This is a genomic window from Pseudarthrobacter sp. 1G09 (assembly GCF_050038305.1).
GTDB classification, from domain to species: domain Bacteria; phylum Actinomycetota; class Actinomycetes; order Actinomycetales; family Micrococcaceae; genus Arthrobacter; species Arthrobacter equi.
This window is the reverse complement of the sequence record NZ_CP188306.1, coordinates 1,054,791-1,079,846: the sequence shown is the minus strand read 5'-3', so window position 1 is coordinate 1,079,846 and position 25,056 is coordinate 1,054,791. Positions and strand designations below refer to the sequence as shown.

Here is a 25,056-nt window from a genome sequence, read left to right as displayed (position 1 = left end):
AACTCCAGATACTCAGGCGGCGCAGGGTACGCCACAGCGATTCGGGTCCCTCCCCGCTCTGTATTGGACCTGAGAGTTTCCGCGGCCCCTGCATGGACAGGACCCGCTTGCACCGTCGGTGAGCACAACGGTCCGGCACCCGATCACGGGGTGCCTGGACGGCCTGCTGCTTTCCAGAGGTGCCTCGCCGCGGCGGTACAGGTGCCTGCGAGATTCCTGGGGAGGATTTGCTCCTACGGCGCCTGCCGACGTTGTGGCAGGACTCTCCCGCCGCAGATCAAAGGCTATTCAGTTGGATGTGTACGCGGGGCCGTCCGGTGACAACTCCCACGACGCTTAATTCTCCTACGCCACGGCCCCCGGGGCAAATGTCCTGCTACCGCCGGAGCCGCTCCAGTGCTGCCAGCAATTCGTCAACGTCCGCGGCTGCGCCGCCTTCGGGAACCGGGCCGACCGAGAGCATGGCGTTGAAGTAAAGGCCGTCCCCCATGTACAGCACGGCCTTGGCCAGGGCCGGCCCTACATCGGCGGCGATTTCGTCGAGCCACCGCCGCTGGATCGCAGCGAAACGGCGGCGGGTCTCTTCATGCGCCACCTCCGCCAGCCTGGTGGCGGCGACGATGGCCCGGTCCAAGGGAGTGTCTCCCCACACCGAGGACCGGATGAAGTAGGCTGCCGCGCCTTCCGGTGCGGCGGCCATGGCATCGGCATCTTCTCCGGCGAGCGCGTCCAGCTGGTCCAGGAGCGCCTGGATCAGGGCTTCCTTGTTTGGAAAGTGGTAGAGGAGCCCACCCTTGGAGACGCCGGCCTTCCGGGCTACGGCGTCCAGGGTGGCGGCGCGCTCCCCCACCTCAATCAACAGGGTGGCAAAGGCGTCAAGGACAGCTTCGCGGGCGACTGGCTTTCGGGGCATGCCATCCATCATGCCCTTCCGGGGTGCCGGAGGCTCAACTCAACCCCGTTTCCAAACTGTACCGTCTGGACGGTATAGTTAATCCATGACCACCTCGACGCACCGCGCTGTACCCCAGCTCCAGGGACCTGCTGCCCCACGGGCACCGTGGCGCGACTGGCTGGCCCTTGCGCTGCTGATGTTCCCCGTACTGCTGGTGGCCGTGGACAACACGGCACTGACCTTCGCCCTGCCCGCGATCGCCCAGTCCCTGAACCCTTCCGGGGTACAGCTGCTCTGGATCGTGGACGCCTACCCCCTGGTCCTGGCGGGGCTGCTGGTGTGCATGGGCAGCCTTGGCGACAGGATCGGCCGGCGGCGGCTGCTCATCACGGGCAGCCTGGGCTTTGCGGCGCTCTCGGCCGCCACTGCGTTCGCGCCAACGGCGGAATGGCTGATCGCGGGACGCGCCGCCCTGGGCTTCTTCGGCGCCATGCTGATGCCCTCAACCCTCTCTCTCATCCGCAACATCTTTGCGGAGCCCAACCGTCGCCGGCTGGCGGTGGCCATCTGGGCCGCCGGGTTCTCAGGCGGGGCCGCCCTGGGTCCGATCTTCGGCGGCTGGCTGGTGGAGCACTACTGGTGGGGCGCAGTCTTCCTGGTCGCCGTCCCGCTCATGGTGCCGCTGATCGCCCTGGGTCCGGTGCTGATTCCGGAATCGAAGAATCCGGAACCGGGGAAGGTGGATATTCCCAGCATCGCGCTGTCCCTGCTGGTGATGGTGCCGCTGGTATACGGCATCAAGGAAGTTGCCACGGAAGGATTGTCCGGCACCGGCCTTGGCGCCATGGCCTTCGGCCTGGCCATGGCAGTGGTATTTGTCCGGCGGCAGCTCCGGCTGCCGCACCCCCTGCTGGACATGTCGCTCTTCCGCAACCGGGTGTTCAGTATGGCCATCACCGCCAACGTCCTGGCCCTGTTCTCCTTCAACGGCTTCATCCTCTTCCTGGCCCAGCACCTGCAGCTGCTTGAAGGAATGACGCCGTCTGCCGCGGGCGTCGCCATGATCCCGGCCCTCATTGCCACGGTGGCGGCAGGACTGGTGGTGGTGCCCCTGGTCCGGAAGGTGCGCCCCGGCTTCGTGGTGGGCGCGGGCCTGGCGTTCAGCGCCGCGGGATACAGCTTGGTGACATTCGGGAACCACGACGGCGGGCCCACACTGCTGCTCGCAGCGTTGCTGATCCTGGCGCTGGGCGTGGGGACGGCTGAGACCATCTCCAACGACCTCATCCTCGGTGCGGCGCCGGCGCACAAGTCAGGTGCCGCGGCCGCTATCTCGGAGACCGGGTACGAGGTGGGTGCGCTGCTGGGGACGGCCGTACTGGGCTCCATCCTCACGGCCTCCTACCAGCACAACCTGCACCTCCCGGCAGCTGTGGACAGCACCGCCACGGAAGCGGCCCGCCACAGCGCCGGCGAAACACTGGCAGGCGCCATGGACCTCGCGGCCGCGCTTCCGGCCCCGCTGGCCGATGCCGTCCGCCAGTCCGCGGCTGCCGCCTTCGATTCCGGCGTGCATGTGACGGCGGCGATTGGCCTCGTCCTGATGGCAACCGCGGCGGTCTCCGCCGCCGTCGTACTTCGCAAGGTGCCCAAGGCCGCATAGCAGCACCCGGCCCACGCGGCACCGCATGGGCCTTAATGGCAAAGGCGCCCGGCGCCGGAGTTCAACCTCCGGCACCGGGCGCCTCTTCCGTGCTGCGGTGGCAGCCCACTCCTACTTTTCGTCAGGGGCGGTGACGCTGGCGGTCGGCTTGAGCGTCTCGGCGTTCACCATCCAGGCGAACTGCTCCAGCTTGGCAATGAATTCGTGCAGCAGGTCTGCGCTGGTGGGATCTTCCTCATCCACCTCGTCATGGACCTTGCGCATGGTGCCCACTGCAGCCTCCATGGCGGCAACGATCCGCTCGATGGCGTCCTTGGTGCTGATCAGGCCCTCAGGAAACTCCGCCAGGGCAGTTGATTTGGACACGGTGGAGCTGCGGCCATCAGGCAGCGCGTGGAGGGCACGCATGCGTTCGGCGGTGTCATCGGCGAACTGGCGGGCGGCGTCAACGATCTCATCCAGCTGCAGGTGGAGGTCCCGGAAGTTGGTTCCCACAATGTTCCAGTGCGCCTGCTTGCCCTGGATATGCAGCTCGATCAGGTCGGCGAGTACGGCCTGCAGGTTGTTGGTCAGGGTCGGTGAAGCTTTCATGGGAGTCCTCCTCGATTGGTCCAGTAACTTCGAAACTATCAGCGCCCGGGCCACCCGGCATGGGCCAGGGCGGATATTTCTCAGTGAGCTTACTAAGCCTGCCGCACAGTCATAAACGAACGTAATTCATATTTCCTCTTGCGCGACGGCGGTCACACCTCCATACTAAATGAACGCCATTCATATAGTGACCCCGGTCATAAGCTTCCAGAAAGCGGTGCCATGACAGAAGCACTCCGCACCAGCCCCACCACCGCGCGGGGCCAGCAATTGCCCGGCAGCGGCGACATTACCGCCAAAGGACTGAAGGGCGGGCAGCTGGGGCTCCTCGCCGTCGTCGTCCTGGGAATTTCCACGATCGCCCCCGCCTACACCCTGACCAGCGCACTGGGACCCACCGTCAATGAAGCCGGACTCCAGCTGCCCGTGATTTTCCTGATCGGTTTCATCCCCATGATCCTGGTCTCGCTGGCCTACCGGGAACTCAATGCCGATTCACCGGACAGCGGCACCACTTTCACCTGGGTCAGCAAAGCGTTCGGCCCCTGGGTCGGCTGGATGGGCGGATGGGGGCTCCTGGCAGCCAACATCATCGTGCTGTCCAACCTCGCCGGCGTGGCCGTCGACTTCTTCTACCTCTTCCTGTCCCAGCTCACCGGCTCACCGGAACTCGCGGACCTGGCGGACAACAAGGCCCTGAACGTCCTGACCTGCCTGGTGTTCGTCGCCCTCGCTGTCTGGGTCAGCTACCGCGGCCTGCACACCACCAAGGTGGTGCAGTACGGCCTGGTGGGATTCCAGCTGCTGGTGCTCGGCCTGTTCGTCGCCATGGCCTTCGCCAACTGGTCCACCTCGGAAACCGCCATCCCCTTCAGCTGGGAATGGTTCGACGTCACCAGGATTGAGACCTTCGGCCAGGTGGCCGCTGGAATTTCACTGTCCATCTTCGTGTACTGGGGCTGGGACGTCTGCCTCACGGTGAACGAGGAAACCGCCAACGGCAAGAAGACGGCTGGCGTGGCCGGCACCCTGACCGCCGTCATTGTCCTCGCCATCTACCTGCTGGTGAGCATCGCCACCATGATGTTCGCCGGCGTCGGCGATACCGGCAACGGGCTGAACAACGCAGAGAACCACGAGAACATCTTCACCGCGCTGGCCTCCCCCATCATGGGCCCGTTCGCCATCCTGATGTCCCTGGCAGTGCTTTCCAGCTCGGCCGCGTCCCTGCAGTCCACCTTCATGTCCCCGTCCCGCAGCCTCCTGGCGATGGCCCACTACGGGGCCCTGCCTGAACCCTTCAGCCGGGTCAGCCGGAAGTTCGCGACGCCGGGCTTCGCCACCATCGCTGCCGGCGTCATGTCCGCGGGGTTCTACGCCGTGATGCATGTGGTCAGCGAGAACGTCCTCAATGACACCATCCTGGCCCTGGGCCTGATGATCTGCTTCTACTACGGCCTGACGGCCCTCGCTTGCGCCTGGTACTTCCGGCACAGCGTCTTCACCAGCGTCCGCCATTTCGTGTTGCGGCTGCTCTGCCCGGTGCTGGGCGGCGTGGGCCTGTTCGTCGTGTTTTTCCAGACCGCCGTGGACAGCCTGGCCCCCGAGTTCGGCAGCGGCTCCGAAATCTTCGGTGTGGGACTGGTGTTCATCCTCGGCGTCGGCATCCTGGCGCTCGGCGCGGTGTTCATGCTGATCATGGCCCGGGTACGCCCAGGTTTCTTCCGTGGCGAAACGCTGCGGAAAGACACCCCGGCCCTGGTGGTCCCGGAGTAAGGGCTCCTGCACAGAACAGAAAAGGTGCCGTTCCCGCCAACGCGGGGACAGCACCTTTTCTATTTTTTGACGACGGCGGCTGTCACCAGAAGTGCGCCACATCCACCACCAGCCGGGAGCCTGAGCCCGGCCCGTCCAGCGTGAAGACACGGAACGGAAGACGGGCGCGGACGCCCAATCCGAGCGTGCTCTGGCCCTCAAAGCTTCCTGCCCAGACCACCTGGCGGAAGGTCTGGTAACCGGAGACGTTGGCGAGCTCTAGCTGGTTGGCGGGCTTGTACGTAGCTTCGCCGTTCCCGTCATAGGCCGGTGCCCGGACAACCACCTGCAGGCGGGCGCCGCCCCGGACGTCGACCGGTTTGCCGGAACCGTCCTGTGTGATTTGCCCAACGTAGCGGACGGAGTAGCCGGGAGCCGGGCCGCTGCCCAGGTCAACCACCAGCCGGTCGAAGCAATAGTGCTGTCCGGTGCGGACATTGGTGACGGGCGCGCCGCTCATGGAGCCGTCCGCCTTCATCAGCGAGCCCCAGGTGAGCCCGCAATACGAGGAGGTTGCCGAGGCGGGCCCCGGAACCAGCAATCCCAGTCCAACGGCCACAAGGATGGCCGTGAACCAGATGGAGAGTTTTTTCATTGTGGTGCCACCCAAGGAAGGAGCGATTGGATAGCTCCAGATTAGGACTGCAGCAACGATGAAACGAGGCCTGTGGCCGCTTCGGGGCGGAACCGTTAACCTGCCGCCCGCCGCATTAAGGCCGCATAAAACAGGGGCCGTTTCGGCGGCCCCCTTAACCCGTTCGGCACCATTCCTGCACCTGCGCGTTACCGCCTATAACGGTTGCCCGCGGGGTACAAAAAAGCGCCGGTCACCCCCGTGGGGCAGCCGGCGCTGAAACCTGGTGGAAGATCAGCCTTCGCAGTCGCGGCAGTACTTGAGGCCGTTCTTTTCGAGGGCCACCTGGGACCGGTGGCGGACCAGGAAGCACGAGGAGCACGTGAATTCGTCGGACTGCTCCGGGACCACAACAACTGTCAGTTCCTCGTTGGAAAGGTCGGCGCCGGGCAGGTCGATGCCTTCAGCGGTGTCGTTCTCTTCGAGATCGATGACGGCGGTCTGCGCGTTGCCGCCGCGGGACGCCTGGAGGGCCTCAAGCGAGTCGGCAGGAGACTCTTCTTCCTGCTTGCGCGGAGCATCGTAATCGGTAGCCATAGCGTGTTCACTTTCGTTGCTGCACAGCGCCATTTCAGGCACCTCAGTGCAGCAGTTTAGGGCATGACCCCGTCACAGGCGCAATAGTGTGTTCAACCGGCCGGTGAGCCGGCGCCGGCAGCTGATTCATCGTGCCGTGCGCGGGCGTGGTCGGCGCCCACTGCCACACCGCTCAGGGCAGGAAGCCAGCCCCAGCGGGATGCCTCGGAGATGGCGTCAGCGGCCTGTTCCGGGGAGGTGAAGGCGAAGACGGCGGTAACCCATTGGCGGAACCTGCCGGGAATGCTCTCTGTCATTCCTGAAACATAGGTGTCGGATGTTGTGGGCGCGTTTCCCCGGCGTCTCTGCCTGGTTAAATCCGGAACTGCCCTGGGCCTGGGGCTTGCCTCAGCCGGGCGGCGCCGTACTGCTGCGCAGGACAAGTTCCGGTTCCACCACCAGCGTCCGGGGACCCGGCGTACCGCCGAGCTCCGCGAGCATCATGTCCATGCACCGGCGGCCAAGTTCTTCAAAGTCTTGCCGGATTACCGTCAGGGGCGGACAAAAGTAGCCGGCCTCAGGCTGGTCGTCGAAGCCCACCACGGATACGTCCTGCGGTACCCTGATGCCTGCTTCGTTCAGCGCCCGCAGGACCCCGAGGGCCATCTGGTCATTGCCCACAAAGAGGGCCGTGGCACGGGGGTTGGCCGCCAGTTGCCGGCCAATTCCGTAGCCGCTGCCCGCGCTCCAGTCGCCCTCCACAATCAGGTCCACGGCGAGTCCCGCGGCTTCCAGGGCGGCCCGCCAGCCGTCGGCGCGGGCCACGGCGTCAATCCAGTCCTGCGGCCCCGCGATGTGTCCGATCCGGGTGTGCCCCTGCCGGATGAGGTGTTCCACCGCCAGTTCCGCCCCGCGGCGCTGGTCCACCTTGACCCCGCCCACGGTGTCATTTCCGTTGGACCCAACGGCCACCACCGGCACTCCGATGGGCAGTTCTGCCAGTGCGGCCAGCGTCTCCAGGTGCGGAACAATCACCACGATTCCCTCAACGGACTGGTCCAGGAAGTGCCGGACGGCGTCCAGGATAGCGTCCCGGCTGACCTCCCGCAGGGCAGCCACACTGACGAAATATCCTGCGTCCCGTGCAGCGCGCTCCACCCCCAACATGGTGTTGGCGGGGCCGTACTGCGAGAGTTCACTGCCCAGCACACCGATGGTTTGTGAACGACGGGTGACCAGGCTCCGGGCGGCGGTGTTGCGGCGGTAGCCGAGTGTCGCAATCGCGGCTTCCACCCTTCCCCGGGTCCGCGGGCTGACGCTCGGATGGTTGTTGACCACCCGTGACACGGTCTGGTGCGAGACCCCGGCCAGTTCCGCCACGTCCTCGAGCCTGGGCAACCGGCGTGGCCTGCTGTCCGTCACTGGGTACGTGTCCATGGCAGCCAGCGGGGCCGGCACCTGAGCCGTGCCACCGGATCAGATCCCGCCGGCCAGTTTGTAGTAAGCGGCGTTCCAGTTCAGGTCCTTCTTGAACTGGCGGATGGTGGTGTTTTCGTCGATGGTGAGCAGTTCGGTCTTGGCGATCTCGGCGAAGTCCTCGAACACGTCCATGCCCACCTGCGTGGACAGGACCGTGTGGTGTGCGGCGCCGGCGGTGAGCCAGGCGGCGGCGGAGGTGGCAAAGTCGGGCTTGGGTTGCCACAGTGCGCGGGCCACGGGGAGGTTGGGCAGTGGCTGGTCGAGCGGGACGACGTCAACGGCGTTGGCCACCAGGCGGAAGCGGTCCCGCATATCGGACAGGGCGACGACGACACCCGGGGAGGCGTCGGCGTCGAAGACCAGCCGTACGGGGTCTTCCTTGCCGCCGATGCCCAGCGGGTGGACTTCCAGCCGCGGCTTGGTCGCCGTGAGCGAGGGGCAGACCTCGAGCATGTGGGCGCCCAGGATTTTCTCGGAGCCGCGTTCCAGGTGGTAGGTGTAGTCCTCCATCAGGGACGCGCCACCGGGCAGGCCCGCGCCCATCACCTTCGCGGCGCGGACCAGGATGGCGGTTTTCCAGTCGCCTTCGGCGCCGAAGCCATAGCCGGCAGCCATCAGCCGCTGCACGGCCAGGCCCGGGAGCTGGCGCAGCGCGCCAAGGTCCTCGAAGGAGGTGGTGAACGCGGCCGACCCGTTGGCTTCGAGGAAGCTGTGCAGGCCCAGTTCGATCCGGGCGCCGTACCGCAGCGAGTCGTGCCGGGCCGCGCCCGCGCGGAGCTCCGGCACCACGTCGTAAAGGTCCTCATACTCGGCCACCAGGGCGTCGACGTCGGACTCCGGAGCGCCGTGCACGGCGTCCGCGAGTTCGTTGACGGACCAGGTGTTGACCGCGACGCCGAAACGCAGCTCCGCTTCCGTCTTGTCGCCTTCGGTGACGGCAACGTTGCGCATGTTGTCGCCGAAGCGGGTCAGCTTCAGGGTCCGGACGGCGGCCCAGCCCGCGGCGGCGCGCTGCCACGAACCCACCTGCCGCGCCACCTCGGGGTTGGAGACGTGCCCCACGACGGTCTTCCGGGCGATGCCCAGCCGGGACTGGATGTAGCCGAATTCGCGGTCGCCGTGTGCGGCCTGGTTCAGGTTCATGAAATCAAAGTCGATATCCGCCCACGGCAGGTCGCGGTTGGCCTGCGTGTGCAGGTGCAACAGGGGTTTGCGCAGCAGGTCCAGGCCCTGGATCCACATCTTGGCCGGGCTGAACGTGTGCATCCAGGCGGTGACGCCGATGACGGAATCATCCGAGTTGGCTTCAAGGGCGGTGCGGCGGATGGCGTCCGAGTCGGTCAGGACCGGCTTCCAGACGATCTTTACCGGGACGGTGGAACTGGCGTTGAGCTGGTTGGCGATCTCCTGCGACTGGGCGGCAACCTGCTTGAGGACTTCCTCCCCGTACAGGTGCTGGCTGCCGGTGAGGAACCAGACCTCGTAGCCGTCAAGGGAAGTGTTTGCTGCGGTACTCATGGGTTCTCCTGGAAGTTCTTGGTGGCCACAGGCGTTACTGGCCGTAGACGTTCTGGTAGCGGGCGTAAAGGGAGTCGATGTGGCCCTGGTCGATGGGCAGGGGGTCACCGAGCTGCCGGGCGATGTGCACCGTGCGGGCCACTTCCTCGCACATCACAGCAGCCTTCACCGCGGACTTGGCGTCCTTGCCGATAGTGAACGGGCCGTGGTTCTGCATGAGGACTGCCGGGGAATGGGAGTTCTTCAGCGTCTCCACGATGCCGTGGCCGATCGAGTCGTCACCGATCAGGGCGAAAGGTCCCACCGGGATGGATCCGCCGAATTCGTCACCCATCATGGTCAACACGCAGGGAATGGCCTCACCCCGCGCAGCCCAGGCGGTGGCGTAAGTGGAGTGCGTGTGCACCACGCCGCCCACTTCAGGCATGTGCCGGTATACGTAGGCGTGCGCTGCCGTGTCCGACGAGGGCGACAACGGCGGATTGCCCCAATCGACGGTGCCTCCGGCGCCGACATTGGTGCCCCGCACGGGAGTGCCATGCAGGTCGGTGACGATCATCTGCTCCGGGGTCAGGTCCTGGTAGGCGACGCCGGAGGGTTTGATGACCATAAGGTCCGTTCCGGGCACGCGGGCCGAGACGTTGCCGGCGGTCCACACCACCAGTTCATAACGTGTCAGTTCGGCATGGAGCGCGCACACTTCCTGCCGGACCCGGGCAATGGTCTCCAGGATTTCTGCTGCGGCGCTCACGCGGGCACCTCCATGGGAGCCTCGGACACAGCGGCCGACGGCGTGGTACCCGGGGTTGTGCGCCGGATGCCGGTGAGCGTCCCGTCATCACGGTGGCCGGGCCCGGGCCCGGAGCTGGAAGGGAACAACGAATCTGGCATGTGGTGCCTCCGTCCGGGAGGCAGGGCCTCATTACCGGGGTCTGTAGGGGGTCGGGTAGTGCTAAGTGTTGCAGCAAGTGTGAACGCTAACAAGAGAGAAGTCAACGAAGCCGAAAGGTTTTCGAAATTCCCTCATTGATGTCTTGTTAGCGTTCACAAATGGGTTTATATTGAACCGACACATCAACAATGTGGCCAGGACCGGCAGCACGGGTGCTGCCTGATCCAACAACACTTCGTGGCAGTGCTGCCGCGGAAGGAGATAATGGTGAGAATCAAAAAACTGATGGGCGCGGTGGCCCTTGTCCTCGCCCTGACGGTGGGTGCCACCGGTTGCGGCTCCCGCGGCGGAACCAGCGAATCCAGCGGTGCTGCCGCCAACCCCAGTGATTCACTGGTCGGCATCTCGATGCCTACGCAGACCTCCGAACGCTGGATTGCAGATGGCGCCAACGTCGAAAAGTCCCTGAAGGACCTCGGCTACAAGACGGACCTCCAGTTTGCCAATGACGACATCCCCACCCAGGTGTCGCAGATCGAAAACATGCTGACCAAGGGCGCCAAGGCCCTGATCGTTGCCGCCATTGACGGCACTACCCTGACCGACGTCCTGGCTAAGGCCAAGGAGCAGAACGTTAAGGTCATCGCGTACGACCGCCTTATCAACGGCACGCCCAACGTGGACTACTACACCACGTTCGACAACTACACCGTCGGTGTCCAGCAGGCCACCTCGCTGCTGACCGGCCTGGGCCTTGTCGACGCCAGCGGCAAGAAGGTGGACGGCAAGGGCCCCTTCAACATCGAGCTTTTCGCGGGCAGCCCCGACGACAACAACGCCAACTTCTTCTGGACCGGCGCCATGGACACCCTCAAGCCGTACCTGGATGCCGGCACCCTGAAGGTCCCCAGCGGACAGACCAAGTTTGAGCAGGCAGCGATCCTCCGCTGGCAGGCACCCGTGGCCCAGAAGCGCATGGAGGACATCATCACCTCCGCGTACAGCTCCGGTACCAAGCTGAACGGCGTTTTGTCCCCGTATGACGGCCTGTCCATCGGCATCATCTCGGCCCTTACCAGCACCGGCGGTTACGCCAAGGGAAGCCTGCCCGTAGTCACCGGCCAGGACGCCGAAAAGGGTTCCGTTAAGTCCATCGTTGCCGGCGAGCAGTACTCCACGATCTTCAAGGACACGCGGCAGCTCGGCGCCCAGGCCGTCAAGATGGTTGACGCCGTCCTGAAGGGCCAGGAGCCGGAAACCAACGACACCAAGACCTACGACAACAAGGTCAAGGTGGTCCCTGCATTCCTGCTGAAGTCCGTCATCATCACCAAGGACAACTACAAGAAAGAACTGATCGACTCGGGTTACTACAAGGACTCCGACGTCAAGTAGTCAGCGTCCGGAGGCTGTGGCCGGACCCGGGGTCCGGCCACAGCTTCCTCCCGCAGCCTTCTGCAGCAGCAGGACGGCCAACATTTCGACCAGTCAGTGGGAATTGACGATGAACACACCCATTCTTCAAATGCGAGGAATCACCAAGACGTTCCCGGGCGTGAAAGCGCTGCAGGACGTCACCCTGGACGTGAACCGTGGCGAGGTCCACGCCATCTGCGGTGAAAACGGAGCCGGGAAGTCAACGCTCATGAAAGTGTTGTCCGGCGTCTATCCTCACAACACATTCGACGGGGAGATCCTCTTCGAAAACGAACCCTGCAACTTCTCCAGCATCTCGGACAGCGAGAAGCGCGGAATTGTCATCATCCACCAGGAACTGGCCTTGAGCCCGTTTTTGTCCATAGCCGAGAACATCTACCTGGGCAACGAGCAGGCCACCAACGGCTGGGTGGATTGGCGCAAGACCAACCTCGAGGCAGCAAGGCTGCTGGCCCGTGTGGGCCTGGACGAAAATCCCGTCACCCCCGTGCAGCACATCAGCGTTGGCAAGCAGCAACTGGTTGAAATCGCCAAGGCCCTTTCCAAGGAAGTGAAGCTGCTGATCCTTGACGAGCCCACCGCCGCTCTTAACGACGAGGACTCCGGCCATCTGCTGGACTTGATCCTCCACCTGAAGGGCCAAGGCGTCACCAGCATCATCATCAGCCACAAACTCAACGAGATCCGGAAAGTGGCTGACGCCGTCACCATCATCCGGGACGGTAAGACCATCGAAACCCTGCGGCTTGATGAAGGCCAGATCACCCAGGAGCGGATTATCCGCGGCATGGTGGGCCGTGACCTGGAGAGCCTGTACCCGGAACGCGAGCCCAACATCGGCGACGAGGTCCTGAGGATCGAGGACTGGTCCGTTCGCCACCCGCAGGATCACAGCCGCATGGTGGTCCGCAACGCAAACCTGCACGTCAGGAAGGGTGAAGTAGTAGGGCTGGCGGGCCTCATGGGCGCCGGCCGCACCGAACTTGCCATGAGCGTCTTCGGCCGGACCTATGGAACCACCGTCTCCGGCAAGGTCTACAAATACGGCGAGGAAATCAACACCTCCACGGTGTCTGACGCCATCCGGCACGGCATCGCGTACGCCACCGAGGACCGGAAGCACTACGGACTGAACCTCATCGAGGACATCAAGCGGAACATCTCCCTGGCTGCACTGCGCAAGCTCGCCAAGCGCGGCTTCGTGGACAAGAACCAGGAGACCGTGGTGGCCAACGGCTACCGCAAGAGCATGAACATCAAGGCTCCCTCCGTGGCCGCCATCACCGGCAAGCTGTCCGGTGGAAACCAGCAGAAAGTAGTGCTGAGCAAATGGATGTTCTCCGACCCCGATGTGCTCATCCTCGATGAACCTACCCGCGGGATCGACGTCGGCGCCAAGTACGAGATCTACACGATCATTGCCAAACTCGCGGCCGAAGGAAAAGCAGTCATTGTGATTTCCTCAGAACTTCCCGAACTGCTGGGCATCTGCGACCGCATCTATACCCTCGCAGCCGGCCATATCACCGGCGAAGTTGCCATTGCAGAAGCGACCCAGGAAACCCTGATGCACTACATGACCAAAGAGAAGGAATAGCGAAATGTCCGCCCTACGAGAATCGCTCGGATTCCTCACAAGCCGCCTCCGCCAGGTTGGCATTTTCGTTGCCCTGATCCTGATCGTCCTGCTCTTCCAGGGGCTCACCGGCGGGATCCTTCTGCAACCCCAGAACGTCACCAACCTGGTGGTCCAGAACAGCTACATCCTCATCCTTGCCATCGGCATGGTGATGGTGATCATCGCCGGACACATCGACCTTTCCGTCGGCTCGGTGGCCGGGTTCATCGGTGCCGTCGCAGGCGTCATGATCGTGCACTGGGGCTGGCCATGGTGGGCCGCCATCCCCGCCTGCCTCCTGGTTGGCGCCCTGGTGGGCGCCTGGCAGGGCTACTGGATCGCCTACGTGGGGATTCCGGCCTTCATCGTCACGCTGGCGGGCATGCTGATCTTCCGGGGGCTGACCCTCATCACCCTGAGGAACCAGCAGATCACCCCCTTCCCCGCGGAGCTGCGGGCCCTCGGCGGAGGCTTCCTTCCGGACATCTCCGGAGGTACCTCCGTGCTCGAATGGCTCACGGTCATCCTGGGTGTCGGTGCCACTGTTGCCCTGCTGATCCAGGCTTTCAAAGAGCGCAGGATCCGCCGGAAGTTCGATCTCGAGAGCGAACCCCTGGTCTGGTTCATCATCAAGACCGCGTTTACTGCGGTGCTCATGCTCATCATCACCTTCCTGCTGGCGTCCTACCGGGGCACGCCGATCGTCCTGGTGGTCCTGGCCGCACTGGTGATCGCCTACACCGCCCTCATGAACAACAGCGTCTTCGGGCGGCACACCTACGCCATCGGCGGGAACCTCCACGCGGCTGAGCTCTCCGGCATCAAGACCAAGGCCGTCACGTTCCGCCTCTTCGTGAACATGGGTGTTCTTGCCGCACTGGCCGGCCTCGTCTTCACTGCCCGCCTCAACTCGGCACAGCCGGCCGGCGGAACAGGCTTCGAACTCGACTCCATCGCCGCGGCATTCATTGGCGGCGCGGCTGTCACCGGCGGTATCGGAACCGTGGCCGGGGCAATGATCGGTGGCCTGATCATGGGCGTCCTGAACAACGGCATGTCCATTCTGGGCCTTGGCACCGACTACCAGCAGCTCATCAAGGGCCTGGTGCTCCTTGTCGCTGTCGGGTTCGACATCTTCAACAAGAACCGCAGCGGTGGCGGCGGCGGCATTGGAAAGCGCTTCAAACTGAAGACCAGTCCGCCGCCCACAGAGGGAAAGCCGGCGCCGGTTTCAAATGAAACCGTGAAGGCAGGCCTCCAATAGCACTCGCTGCAACCTGTACGAAACGAAGGCCCCCGTTGATCTGGACCATGTCCAGGCAACGGGGGCCTTGCCGTGCGGCACCGGCTCACCCCGTCAATTCCTCAGGGGCGGCCAGGTCCGTTGCAGTGTCCGCCGGCGAGCGCTGGCGCCGGCTCATCAGGATGAAGGGTGCGGCCAGCAGCTGCACGGCCCCGCTCACGGCGAGGGAGGCCGGGTAGCCGTAAAGGTCCGCGGCCCGTCCCAGCAAGGGCTGTACCACCACTCCACCGCTGGAACCCATGAGGGAGTCGAAGCTGAGCACCGTTGCCCGCTGCTTGGAGGGGATCATGTCATTCAGGTACGCCTGGCGGACCGGGATACCAGCCGAACCCACCATCCCCCACAGCATGAGCAGCACCAGGGCCAGCCAGAACGTGGTAGTGAACAGGAGCGCTACGAGGATCAGTGCGCTGGCCACGTTGCTGACGATCAGCACCGTGGTGCGCCGGTGGACCAGTTTCCTGACCCGCGGCGCCATCCATCCGCCCACCACGTCGGCCCCGGCCACAATGGCGGCGGCAAGCCCAGCCACGGCGTAGGCGCGGGGATCCCCGAAGAGCTGCAGGAGGTAGGGCTGCAGGGCGTAGAACACGTAGATGCCCACTCCCTGCGTGAACGGGGCGGCCAGCATGATGTACCGGACGGGCGGGTGGCGAAGCCCGCCGTCCACGGAGGCCTTGAGGACGGCGCGGGTGGCGGCGAGCGGGTGGGCCGACCGCTCAGGGGTGAATCCGACGTCGTGCATGAGCAGGAAGGCCACAGCGAACATGGCCAGCAGCACTGCTACCCGCAGCAGGAAGGGAACGCCCAGGTTGGTGGCCTGCGCGATGACGCCGCCGGCAACGGAACCCGCCAGCATCGCGATCCCGGACACCATCTGGCCCCGGCCCAGCACGGTCTCGAGGGTGCCGTCGTAGCCGGAGTACTGCAGGGCATCCACCAGCCAGGCTTCCACTGCGCCGGAGAAGAAGGTGAATCCCAGGCCGAGCAGCACAGAGACTGCGGCCCACCACCAGAACGGCGCGGAGTACTGCCACAGCAGGTAGTAGAGGAACGTGGAGCCGGCGAGGGTCACGGTTCCCAGGAGGAACGAAGCGCGGCGGCCCCAGCTGTCCGCCACCACCCCGGTGGGGACCTCGAACAGCACCATGCCTGCGGTGAAGAAAGCGTTGGCGGCGAAGGCTTCCAGGTTGCTCAGGCCGGCGTCGAGCAGGAACAGCGTGTTGATCCCCCAGATGAAGGACGCCGCAAGGGTGTTCCCGAGCGTCAGCACCAGGTAGACGTTCTGGATCTTGCGGGCGGCCGGATTCATCAGGGCCCGGTTCAGGTGGGGCTGAAGCCGGGCGGCACGGGGTCGTGGCGCAGGTAGCTGCGGCTGAAACGGCCCGTGCCGGCCGTAAGGGCGCGGAGTTCGACGGCGTAGCGCAGCAGTTCCTGGTCCGGCACCTCGGCGCTGATGTCAGTGAGTCCCCCGCCCGACGACGTGGTGCCGGTCAGCCGGCCCCGGCGGCCGGAGAGATCGCTCATGACGGGTCCCACGTGCTCGTCCGCCACGGTGATGCTGACGGCTGAGACCGGTTCAAGGAGCTGGATCCGGCCTGCCGCGGCAGCCTCCCGCAGGGCCAGGGCGCCGGCAGCCTGGAAGGCGGCGTCGGACGAATCGACGCTGTGGGCCTTGCCGCCCACCAGCCGCACGCGTACGTCCACCACGGGGAACCCGGCTGATACACCTTTCTCCATCTGCGTCCGGATCCCCTTCTCAACGGAAGGGATGAACGTCCCCGGGATGACCCCGCCCACCGTCTTGTCCACGAATTCGAAGCCGGCGCCCCGGTCAAGCGGCTCCACTTCGATGTCGCACACGGCGTACTGCCCGTGCCCCCCGGATTGTTTGACGTGGCGTCCGTGCCCGGTGGCCGGACCCGCGAAAGTTTCCCGCAGCGGTGTCACCACGTCCACGGCATGCAGCTTCACGCCCTGTTCACGGAGCCTGTCCATCACGACCTCGGCATGCGCCTCCCCCATGCACCACAGGACCAGCTGGTGCGTTTCAGCGTTGCGTTCCACCCGCATGGTGGGGTCACCGGCGGCGATTTTCCCCAGGCTCCGGGCCAGGGCATCCTCGTCGCTGCGGGAATCAGCTTCCACGGCCACGGGAAGGAGCGGTTCGGGCATCTCCCAGGTGGCGAGCATGAGTGGATCGTCCCGGGATGAAATAGTGTCACCGGTTTCAGCGCTCCCCAACTTGGCCAGGGCGCACAGGTCCCCCGCCACGCAATAGGGCACGGGCCGCAGGGTGGCTCCCAGTGGCGAGTACAGGTGGGTAACGCGTTCGTCGGTGTCGTGGTCCTGGTGCCCCCGGTCCGCCAGGCCGTGACCGCCAACGTGCACCGGCGAGTCCTCGCGCAGCGTTCCGGAGAACACGCGGACCAGGCAGATCCGGCCCAGGAAGGGATCGTTGGAGGTTCGCACCACTTCGGCGGCCAACGGCCCCGACGGGTCGCAGCCCAGGGACCTGCCGTGGCGGCCCTCCAGGTCTGTCGCCTCCGGAACGCCCGCCTCACTGGGCGGTGGAAACGCACGCACCAGCATGTCCAGCAGTTCCAACGTTCCCAGGCCGGTGACTGCGGAGGTGGGGATGACCGGATGGAACGAACCGCGGGCGACGGCGGTCTCCAGGTCTTCGACCAGCACTCCGGTATCGATGTCCTCGCCCGACAGGTAGCGCTCCATCAGGGTTTCGTCTTCGCTTTCGGCAATGATGCCCTCGATGAGCTCTCCGTGGGCCTCGGCCGCAGCCGCCGTGTCGTCGGCCGGTGCGTCCCGGGTGGAAGGGCTTTCCCCTTGGGTGTAGTCAGTGACCGTCCCGGACAGCAGTCCCAGCAGGCGGGTGCGTTCGCCGCCGGAACCGACCGGGACGTAGAGCGGGAGGACGCCGTCGCCGAACGCCTTCCGGCACTCCGCGAGGACGCCATCGTAATCCGCCCTCGGGTGGTCCAGCCGGGTGATCACCACTGCGCGCGGGAGCCTCCGGTGCGCGCACTCCGCCCACAGTGCGGTGGTGGTGGCATCTATTCCGTCGACGGCTGAAACAACAAAAAGGGCGGCGTCCGCTGCGCGGAGGCCTGCCCGCATTTCCCCGATGAAGTCGGGGTAGCCGGGTGTGTCCAGCAGGTTGACCTTGGTTTCGTCCAGCAGGAGGGGCACCAGGGAGAGGGTGACGGACCGTTGCTGATGGACCGCAGCGGGATCGGAGTCGCCAACAGTGGTCCCCTCGGCTATGGAGCCTTTGCGGGTGATCATGCCGTTGGCAGCAAGAAGTGCTTCAATCAGCAGGGTCTTGCCGGCCCCGGAGTGCCCGATCAGCGCGATGTTCCGGATGCTGGCCGGTTCCAGCGCCGCAATCCGCGCGGCAGAATCGGTTCGGCGTGGTTCGGTCCCATTCCGGCCACCTGCAGCCCTGGCCGTGTCCTTGGCACTCTTCACCGACATGGGAACCTCCTGGCATCTTTGCCGTGCAACCCGTCCTAGCGTGTCCTCAAATTCGACACCCTGGAAAGCATTAGGGCAAGAGCCGGGACGGCGCTGCCGCCAGGGGCTCCATCCGCCTTCCCTCCCCTGCCGGAGGGACTAGGACCTGGCCTTTCGCGTGGCGGCCTCGCTGGCTTTCTGCACTGCCTGGACAAGCTGCTTCTTGTCCATCCTGGATCGGCCCTTGACGTCCAATTTCCGGGCCAGTTCGTAGAGATGTTCCTTCGAGGCGTTGGCATCCACGCCTCCCGCCGTGGGCGTGGAGGATCCGGTGCCCTTCTCTTCCGCCCGTTTGTCCGACGGCCCCTTCTTGTCCTTGGCTTCCCAGTGGTCGCCCACCTTCTCGTAGCTGTGCTTCAGGGAAGAGTAGGCCGTCCGCGCTGCCCGGCGTTCGTCGTCATAGGACTCGATGGCGGAGTCATACGTCTTGGCGAAAGTATCCTGGGCCTTTTGGTCGGAACGCTGCAGGGTCGAGGGAAGTTCGTCCTTGCGGGCATGGTGGTTCTTGCCGGTCTTGGGCATGGCAGCCATCCTCCATTCATCAGCAGGCTGATCATTCGGATGACTCCAGCTTAACCCTGGAATGGCGGGGCGGGGCAAGACGAAAAGCCGGGGAACCGACGTCCCGGGCATGAGTGGAGCCCCCTGTCGGATTCGAACCGACGACCCCCGCTTTACAAGAGCGGTGCTCTGGCCAACTGAGCTAAGGAGGCGTGCCCTTGCGGGCGGCGCCTGACGGCGCCAGATAAGCGTAGCCCAAGTGCTGCCGGTGGTAAAAACGGCAGCCTCGCAGGTTAGGACCCTTGGCACGCGGCCGGAGACGAAGCCAACCGCCGGCCCTTAATGCAGTCGGCCCGCTCCCGGGAACTCCGGAAGCGGGCCGACGGGACGCTAAGGAGTCTTAGCCCTTCGCTGCAATGGCCGTCTGGATCTCGGCGTTGAGGTCGGAGCTGCCGTCCCACTGCTTGCCGTCCACGAAGATGGTGGGCGTACCGGTGATACCGATGTTGGATGCGAGCTGTGTCGAGTACTTGACGTATGGGCGGAACGTTTTGTCATCAACGCAGCTGTTGATGTCTGCACCGACGTCGCTGGCCAATGATTTGAGCTTGTCATCGGAGAGGCCGGCGCTGCCTTCAGCAGGCTGGTTGGCGAAGAGGGTGTCGACATACTCGGCGTACTTCTCCGGCGCCTTGTCTGCTACACACGCTGCGGCGTTGGCAGCGCGGGATGAATAGTTGGTGCTGGACTGGCGGTCAAGGAAGCCCAGCGGCCGGTATTCCAGGCTGATCTTTCCTTCGTTGCGCAGGCCGGTCAGGGCCTCGTTGTAGGTGCTCTCGAACCGCTTGCAGACCGGGCAGATGAAGTCGATGTACGCCACAACCTTCACGGGCTGGCCGGCCTCGGCTTCGGCGCCCGGGGCAACGACGGGGTTCGGCTGTGTGTCCGGCTTGGCCGGCACCTTGGCCATGTCCACCGTTGCGGAGTCCGTTGATTTCACGCCGGTGTTGGCAACCAGCGTTACGCCGCCGTTGGCGTTGCCGTTCGCGGGGACAGGCCCCTGGTCCGCAATGGGAGTGTTCTGCTTGATGCTGGTGGTGACCACCAGTCCCACGACCACCAGGATGGCGACCACAGCCGCCACAATGCCCCAGCCGATCAGAAGCTTGTTGCGCTTGTCCTTCTTCAGCTGGGCCTCACGGATCTGGCGCGCTTTTTCCCGCGCCTCCGCGGTTCGCTCAGCTTTCGACTTACGTACTTCGTTTCCGGGGCTCATGTGTTCCTTGGGTCGGTCGACGTGGAGGGACCACTTCGTGGCACTTCCACCATTTTAGGGGAGAAACCTGAGAGCTTGCCTCTTCAACTATCCGCCCGGGTTGACCAACGGACGAATAGCACGGATGATTCCGCACGGCTAGGGTGGCTTAGAGGCACAAGCAAACCCCAGGGGGCCGCAATGCAAACACCCGTCCAGGAAAAACCTGCCACAGCAGAGCCGTCAGGAAAGGCCGCATCCGGCCACGGCCAGGCCACGAAGTACGACTTCATGGTGGTCTCCAACAGGCTGCCCGTCGACCGCGTCGCCCCCGGCGACAGCGGTGACGACGGGTCCGGCTGGCGCCGCTCCCCGGGCGGCCTGGTGACCGCGCTGGCGCCGATGATGACCAAGACTGACGGCGCCTGGGTGGGCTGGCACGGCGCTCCCGACGAGACGGTGAAGCCGTTCAGCCACGGCGGCATGGACCTGGTTCCGGTCCAGCTCAGCACCGACGACGTCGAGCTGTACTACGAGGGCTTCTCGAACGCGACGCTGTGGCCGCTGTACCACGACGTCATCGCGCCGCCCGAGTTCCACCGCACCTGGTGGGATTCCTACCGCAAGGTCAATCAAAGGTTCGCGGACGCCGTCGTCCACCATGCGGACCAGGGCGCCACCGTCTGGGTCCAGGACTACCAGCTGCAGCTTGTCCCGCGCATGCTCCGCCAGGCACGGCCGGACCTCCGCATCGGGTTCTTCAACCACATCCCGTTTCCTCCGCCGGAGATCTTCGCCCAGCTGCCGTGGCGGCACGCCATCATCGACGGACTGCTCGGTGCGGACCTGGTGGGCTTCCAGCGCGTCAGCGACGCCGGCAACTTCATGCGCTCGGCCCGGCGCTTCCTTGGCGCCAGCGTCAAGCAGCAGCAGGTGCACGTCAAGGGCCACGACGGCCAGATCACCCATATCGCCCGTGCACAGGCGTTTCCCATCTCCATCGACGTCAAGCAGATCAGTGAACTTGCCGCCAGGCCGGACATCATCGAGCGGGCACGGCAGATCCGCCAGGACCTGGGCAACCCGAAAACCATCCTCCTGGGCGTGGACCGGCTGGACTACACCAAGGGCATCCGGCACCGGCTGAAGGCCTTCGAGGAACTCCTGGCGGACGGCCGGCTGTCCGTGGGAGACGCGACCCTGATCCAGGTGGCCTCCCCCAGCCGGGAACGGGTTGAGCAGTACCGCCTGCTCCGCGAGGAAGTGGAAGGCACCGTGGGCCACATCAACGGCACCTACGACACCATCCAGAACACCGCCGTCCGCTACCTGCACCACAGCTACCCGGTGGAGGAAATGGTGGCCCTGTACCTTGCGGCCGACGTCATGCTGGTCACCGCCCTCAGGGACGGCATGAACCTGGTGGCCAAGGAATACGTCACCGCCCGCAACAACAACGACGGCGCCCTGGTCCTCAGCGAATTCGCCGGCGCGGCGGACCAGCTCAAGCAGGCCCTGCTGATCAACCCGCACGACATCGCCGGCCTGAAAAACATCATCATGAACGCCGTCGAGATGACTCCGCGCGAAGCCGGGCGCCGCATGCGGGCCATGCGCAAACAGATCCTGGAACACGATGTGGACCTATGGTCGGCCGACTTCCTGCGGGCCCTGAACGAAAAGGTGGTCCGCGATGACTCCTGAACCAGGTACTGCTGCGCCGCTCGCCCTGACACCCGAACTGCGGGAAGCCGTCCGGAGCATCGCCGCAACTGACCAGCTGCTGGTGGCCATGGACTTCGACGGCACCATGGCACCGATCGTGCCACACGCGGACGATGCACGGCCGCTCCCGCGCGCGGCCGCAGCCTTTGCCGGGCTGGCGGCGCTTCCGCGTACGACGACGGCACTCATCTCGGGGCGCGCCCTCGCCTCGCTGCGCGGCGTGGCCTCGCCGCCGGCCGAGTCGCTGCTCATCGGCAGCCACGGCGCGGAAGCCTGGCTGGGCCCGGAGTCCGCAGGACTCGAACTGGACGAGGACCAGCGGACGCTGCTGGCCGAGGTCCGGGGCATCCTCGCCGGTATCGCCGGGGAAGCCCCCGGAACAATGCTCGAGGACAAGCCGGCAGGCGTGGTGCTGCACACGCGGCAGGCTGCGGACGACGTCGCCGAGGACGCCGTCGCTGCCGCGCGCTCACTGCTGGAGGACCGCAAGGGCGTGTTCCTGAAGAACGGCAAGCGGGTTCTGGAAACTTCCGTGGTGCACGCCTCCAAGGGCGAAGCAGTCGCGTTCCTTCGCCAGGCCGCAGGAGCTACCGCCATACTGTTCGCGGGGGACGACACCACGGACGAAGACGCCTTCGCCCGGCTTGGGCCGGGGGATGTGGGGGTCAAGGTGGGCCTGGACTTCACCCAGGCGCAGTACCGGGTGGAGGCTCCGACCCACGTGGCGGAGCTGCTTGAGGCGCTGCTTGCGGCGCGGAGCTCGGCCGTGGGCGAAGGGAAAGGAACGCCTGCCAGTTAATTGGCTGGCAATACCGTCCGTGTGACGTTCGTAACATTTGCGATAAAAAGCGAAGGTTCTGCCATACTCTTTCTGTGATGTGGCGCACAAGAACCGTGCGGCGTCACTCGATGCACTCCGGCACTGCCGGGAGGCATCATGCAACACAAAACTGAACAAACATGAACCATTCACAACGGATCGTCCGGCACGTACCTGCCGGTGAAGGGATTGATAACTGTGGCTACAGTTACTTTTGATAACGCTACGCGTCTGTACCCGGGCACAGATAAGCCCGCCGTCGATAAGCTCAACATCGACATCGCCGATGGCGAATTCCTGGTCCTCGTTGGACCCTCCGGTTGCGGCAAGTCCACCTCCCTGCGCATGCTCGCAGGCCTCGAGGACGTCAATGCAGGCCGCATCCTGATCGGTGACCGCGACGTCACCGATGTCCCCCCGAAGGACCGCGACATCGCAATGGTCTTCCAGAACTACGCCCTGTACCCGCACATGACTGTGGCGGACAACATGGGCTTCGCACTGAAGATCGCCGGCATCTCCAAGGAAGAGCGTGCAGAGCGTGTCCGCGAAGCCGCCAAGCTCCTTGACCTCGAGCAGTACCTGGACCGCAAGCCGAAGGCACTCTCCGGCGGCCAGCGCCAGCGTGTTGCAATGGGCCGCGCCATCGTGCGTAACCCGCAGGTCTTCCTCATGGATGAGCCCCTGTCCAACCTTGACGCCAAGCTCCGTGTCCAGACCCGCACGCAGATCGCCTCCCTGACCCGCCGCCTGGGCGTCACCACGGTTTACGTGACCCACGACCAGGTCGAGGCCATGACCATGGGTGACCGCGTTGCAGTCCTCAAGGACGGCCTGCTGCAGCAGGTGGACACCCCGCGCAACCTGTACGACCGCCCGAAGAACGTCTTCGTTGCCGGCTTCATCGGCTCCCCCGCCATGAACCTGCTGGAACTTCCCGTGGTCGACGGCGGTGTGCAGTTCGGTGGCACCGTCTACCCCGTGCCGCGCGACGTCCTCGAAGAAGCACACGGCTCCACGGTCACCGTCGGAAGCCGCCCCGAGGACCTGGAGAACGCTCCCCACGGTGAGGGCCTTAAGGTCGAGGTTGATGTCGTCGAAGAGCTCGGCGCCGACGCCTACGTCTACGGCCACACCACCCTCGACGGCAAGGACCACGACATCGTGGCACGCGTCGACGGTCGCCGTCCCCCGATGAAGGGCGAGTCCATCTACGTCCGCCCGCAGTCGGGCCACGTGCACCTGTTCGACACCAAGACCGGCCTGCGCCTGGGCGACTAGTCCCCACTGGCCCCCTAACCTGCGTGGGCCCATCCACCGGCGCCCTAACCGCAATAACGACGGCGGCCCGCACCCATTCGCAATGGTGCGGGCCGCCGTCGGCCGTTAACCGTCCCGCGAAGAATTAGCCGGGTACGCCCATGTACGGAAGAATTGAGTCCATGACCGAGGAACACAGCGCGCAGTGGCACGACGAACCCACCGACTACGGGCAGATCGGAAAACTGCCGCGGTTCACCGCCGCCAGCGCCGACGACAACAAGACCGCCTCGGTCGCAAGCTCGCTGAACATTACCGCGGCGGCCGCCGATCCCGAGCTGCTGGACCTGCCATGGCACATCGCACTGGAGGACTGGCCGGCAGAGAACCTCGCCGCCCTCCCCCGGGGCATTTCCCGCCACATTGTGCGCTTTGCGCACCTGGGTGGATCGGTGATTGCCATCAAGGAAACCTCCGAGCATGTTGCACGCCACGAGTACCACATGCTGCGGAAGCTGGCCCGGCTGGATGTGCCCTGCGTTGAGCCCGTTGCGGTCATCACCGGCCGGACCACCCTGGACGGCCGTCCGCTCAACCCTGTGCTGGTTACCCGGCACCTGAAGTTTTCGATGCCGTACCGCGCACTGTTCTCGCAGATGCTGCGTAAGGACACGCTGACGCGCCTCATTGATGCCCAGGCCCTGCTGCTGGTCAGACTGCACCTCATTGGCTTCTACTGGGGTGACGTTTCGCTCTCCAATACTCTGTTCCGGCGCGACGCGGGAGCCTTTGCCGCGTACTTGGTCGACGCGGAGACGGGCGAGCTGTACCCGGACCTGTCCCTCGGCCAGCGGGAATACGATCTCGAAATTGCCCGGGTCAATATCGCCGGCGAACTGATGGACCTGCTGGACGGCGGCCTGATCGAGGAAAAGGTGGACCCCGTAGCCACCAGCGAACTGATCATGGACAGCTACCGGCGGCTGTGGGCGGAGCTGACCGAAAAGGAATCCTTCGAACTCGGCGAACGCTGGCGGGTTGGCGCGCGCATCCGCAGGCTCAACGAACTCGGCTTCGACGTCGAAGAGTATGCCATCAAAACTACGCAGAACGGTTCCACCATCCAGCTGCAGCCCAAGGTGGTGGACGCGGGGCACCATCAGCGCAGGCTCCTGCGGCTGACCGGCCTGGACGCCCAGGAGAACCAGGCCCGCCGCCTCCTGAACGACATGGATTCGTTCCGGGCGGACAACAACCCGGAGATGGATGAGGAGTACAGCGCACACCTTTGGGTGAGCCAGATCTTCGAACCGATCGTCCGGTCCATCCCCCGCGACCTGTCCGGAAAGCTGGAGCCGGCAGAGGCGGTGCATGAAGTACTGGAGCACCGCTGGTACATGTCAGAGAAGCAGGAACGCCACATCCCCCTGGCCGAAGCCGTCCAGTCGTACATCGACTCGATCCTCCGGCACCGCCGTGACGAGGCAGCCATCATGCTGAACCCGGACACCGAGCTCCTGAAGATCCTTGAGGTGGAAACCGAAGAATCCCGTTACGGCAGCGACGAGTCCGCTGACGAGTACCCGGATTCGGACGACTAGCC

21 protein-coding genes, 1 tRNA gene and 1 riboswitch are annotated in these 25,056 nt (G+C 64.9%); of the genes, 9 read left to right on the top strand and 13 right to left on the bottom strand.

Going from position 1 to position 25,056, the window contains the following annotated elements; genetic code table 11:
* Window positions 1-183: 183 nt before the first annotated feature.
* Window positions 184-280, bottom strand: a riboswitch (glycine riboswitch).
* A gap of 96 nt (window positions 281-376) precedes the next feature.
* Window positions 377-913 (bottom strand): TetR/AcrR family transcriptional regulator, encoded by a 537-nt coding sequence (locus tag ACP3TD_RS05045; RefSeq protein WP_426765830.1) that lies wholly within the window; start codon window positions 911-913, stop codon window positions 377-379.
* A gap of 85 nt (window positions 914-998) precedes the next feature.
* Here ACP3TD_RS05045 and ACP3TD_RS05040 point away from each other — a divergent pair, with 85 nt between their 5' ends.
* Entirely contained in the window at window positions 999-2,558 is a 1,560-nt protein-coding gene (locus ACP3TD_RS05040; RefSeq protein ID WP_426765829.1) for an MFS transporter, read from the top strand.
* 111 nt (window positions 2,559-2,669) lie between these two features.
* Here ACP3TD_RS05040 and ACP3TD_RS05035 read toward each other — a convergent pair whose 3' ends face one another.
* Window positions 2,670-3,149, bottom strand: a complete 480-nt coding sequence (locus ACP3TD_RS05035; RefSeq protein WP_015936097.1) for a Dps family protein — start codon at window positions 3,147-3,149, stop codon at window positions 2,670-2,672.
* 222 nt (window positions 3,150-3,371) lie between these two features.
* On the opposite strand from ACP3TD_RS05035, the gene ACP3TD_RS05030 reads away from it, so the two are divergent.
* On the top strand, window positions 3,372-4,925 hold the full coding sequence (locus tag ACP3TD_RS05030) for an APC family permease (RefSeq protein ID WP_426765828.1): 1,554 nt from the start codon (window positions 3,372-3,374) through the stop codon (window positions 4,923-4,925).
* An 82-nt stretch (window positions 4,926-5,007) separates the two neighbouring features.
* Here ACP3TD_RS05030 and ACP3TD_RS05025 read toward each other — a convergent pair whose 3' ends face one another.
* The 6 genes from ACP3TD_RS05025 to ACP3TD_RS05000 all read right to left on the bottom strand — a co-directional run bounded on the left by ACP3TD_RS05025 (window position 5,008) and on the right by ACP3TD_RS05000 (window position 9,862).
* Entirely contained in the window at window positions 5,008-5,559 is a 552-nt protein-coding gene (locus tag ACP3TD_RS05025; protein ID WP_426765827.1) for an AMIN-like domain-containing (lipo)protein, read from the bottom strand.
* Between the two features lie 273 nt (window positions 5,560-5,832).
* Window positions 5,833-6,135 (bottom strand): DUF4193 domain-containing protein, encoded by a 303-nt coding sequence (locus ACP3TD_RS05020; RefSeq protein WP_056078542.1) that lies wholly within the window; start codon window positions 6,133-6,135, stop codon window positions 5,833-5,835.
* Window positions 6,136-6,227: 92 nt separating this feature from the next.
* The gene (locus ACP3TD_RS05015) at window positions 6,228-6,431 is read right to left on the bottom strand and encodes a hypothetical protein (RefSeq protein WP_426765826.1); all 204 of its coding nucleotides are present in this window, start codon (window positions 6,429-6,431) and stop codon (window positions 6,228-6,230) included.
* 91 nt (window positions 6,432-6,522) lie between these two features.
* A complete protein-coding gene (locus tag ACP3TD_RS05010; RefSeq protein WP_426765825.1) occupies window positions 6,523-7,551 on the bottom strand; it encodes a LacI family DNA-binding transcriptional regulator in 1,029 nt (342 codons plus the stop codon).
* A 39-nt stretch (window positions 7,552-7,590) separates the two neighbouring features.
* A complete protein-coding gene (gene araA, locus ACP3TD_RS05005; RefSeq protein WP_426765824.1) occupies window positions 7,591-9,111 on the bottom strand; it encodes an L-arabinose isomerase in 1,521 nt (506 codons plus the stop codon).
* A gap of 34 nt (window positions 9,112-9,145) precedes the next feature.
* On the bottom strand, window positions 9,146-9,862 hold the full coding sequence (locus ACP3TD_RS05000; protein ID WP_426765823.1) for an L-ribulose-5-phosphate 4-epimerase: 717 nt from the start codon (window positions 9,860-9,862) through the stop codon (window positions 9,146-9,148).
* A gap of 405 nt (window positions 9,863-10,267) precedes the next feature.
* On the opposite strand from ACP3TD_RS05000, the gene chvE reads away from it, so the two are divergent.
* The 3 genes from chvE (at window position 10,268) to mmsB (ending at window position 14,322) form a co-directional block, all read left to right on the top strand.
* Window positions 10,268-11,398, top strand: coding sequence for a multiple monosaccharide ABC transporter substrate-binding protein (chvE, locus tag ACP3TD_RS04995; RefSeq protein WP_172829911.1), 1,131 nt, complete (start codon window positions 10,268-10,270; stop codon window positions 11,396-11,398).
* Between the two features lie 109 nt (window positions 11,399-11,507).
* Complete coding sequence (gene mmsA, locus ACP3TD_RS04990; protein WP_426765822.1) at window positions 11,508-13,037, top strand: multiple monosaccharide ABC transporter ATP-binding protein; 1,530 nt, start codon at window positions 11,508-11,510, stop codon at window positions 13,035-13,037.
* Between the two features lie 4 nt (window positions 13,038-13,041).
* Entirely contained in the window at window positions 13,042-14,322 is a 1,281-nt protein-coding gene (mmsB, locus tag ACP3TD_RS04985) for a multiple monosaccharide ABC transporter permease (RefSeq protein WP_426765821.1), read from the top strand.
* 85 nt (window positions 14,323-14,407) lie between these two features.
* Here the strand turns inward: mmsB and ACP3TD_RS04980 are convergent, their stop codons facing one another.
* From ACP3TD_RS04980 to ACP3TD_RS04960, 5 genes are all read right to left on the bottom strand, one after another.
* Window positions 14,408-15,673 (bottom strand): MFS transporter, encoded by a 1,266-nt coding sequence (locus tag ACP3TD_RS04980; RefSeq protein ID WP_426765820.1) that lies wholly within the window; start codon window positions 15,671-15,673, stop codon window positions 14,408-14,410.
* Window positions 15,674-15,684: 11 nt separating this feature from the next.
* On the bottom strand, window positions 15,685-17,853 hold the full coding sequence (locus ACP3TD_RS04975; protein ID WP_426765819.1) for an elongation factor G-like protein EF-G2: 2,169 nt from the start codon (window positions 17,851-17,853) through the stop codon (window positions 15,685-15,687).
* A gap of 138 nt (window positions 17,854-17,991) precedes the next feature.
* Complete coding sequence (locus ACP3TD_RS04970; RefSeq protein WP_426765818.1) at window positions 17,992-18,414, bottom strand: ChaB family protein; 423 nt, start codon at window positions 18,412-18,414, stop codon at window positions 17,992-17,994.
* A gap of 114 nt (window positions 18,415-18,528) precedes the next feature.
* Window positions 18,529-18,605: transfer RNA gene (locus ACP3TD_RS04965), tRNA-Thr, on the bottom strand.
* Between the two features lie 188 nt (window positions 18,606-18,793).
* A complete protein-coding gene (locus ACP3TD_RS04960) occupies window positions 18,794-19,669 on the bottom strand; it encodes a DsbA family protein (RefSeq protein WP_426765817.1) in 876 nt (291 codons plus the stop codon).
* Between the two features lie 180 nt (window positions 19,670-19,849).
* Here ACP3TD_RS04960 and ACP3TD_RS04955 point away from each other — a divergent pair, with 180 nt between their 5' ends.
* The 4 genes from ACP3TD_RS04955 to ACP3TD_RS04940 all read left to right on the top strand — a co-directional run bounded on the left by ACP3TD_RS04955 (window position 19,850) and on the right by ACP3TD_RS04940 (window position 25,054).
* A complete protein-coding gene (locus ACP3TD_RS04955; protein WP_426765816.1) occupies window positions 19,850-21,352 on the top strand; it encodes an alpha,alpha-trehalose-phosphate synthase (UDP-forming) in 1,503 nt (500 codons plus the stop codon).
* Window positions 21,342-22,172, top strand: coding sequence for a trehalose-phosphatase (gene otsB / locus ACP3TD_RS04950; protein WP_426765815.1), 831 nt, complete (start codon window positions 21,342-21,344; stop codon window positions 22,170-22,172). The genes ACP3TD_RS04955 and otsB overlap by 11 nt, the downstream gene beginning before the upstream one ends.
* Window positions 22,173-22,391: 219 nt before the next feature.
* Window positions 22,392-23,474: an ABC transporter ATP-binding protein gene (locus ACP3TD_RS04945; RefSeq protein ID WP_056078576.1), complete on the top strand. Its 1,083-nt coding sequence runs from the start codon at window positions 22,392-22,394 to the stop codon at window positions 23,472-23,474.
* 161 nt (window positions 23,475-23,635) lie between these two features.
* Window positions 23,636-25,054 (top strand): DUF4032 domain-containing protein, encoded by a 1,419-nt coding sequence (locus ACP3TD_RS04940; RefSeq protein WP_426765814.1) that lies wholly within the window; start codon window positions 23,636-23,638, stop codon window positions 25,052-25,054.
* Window positions 25,055-25,056 lie beyond the last annotated feature (2 nt).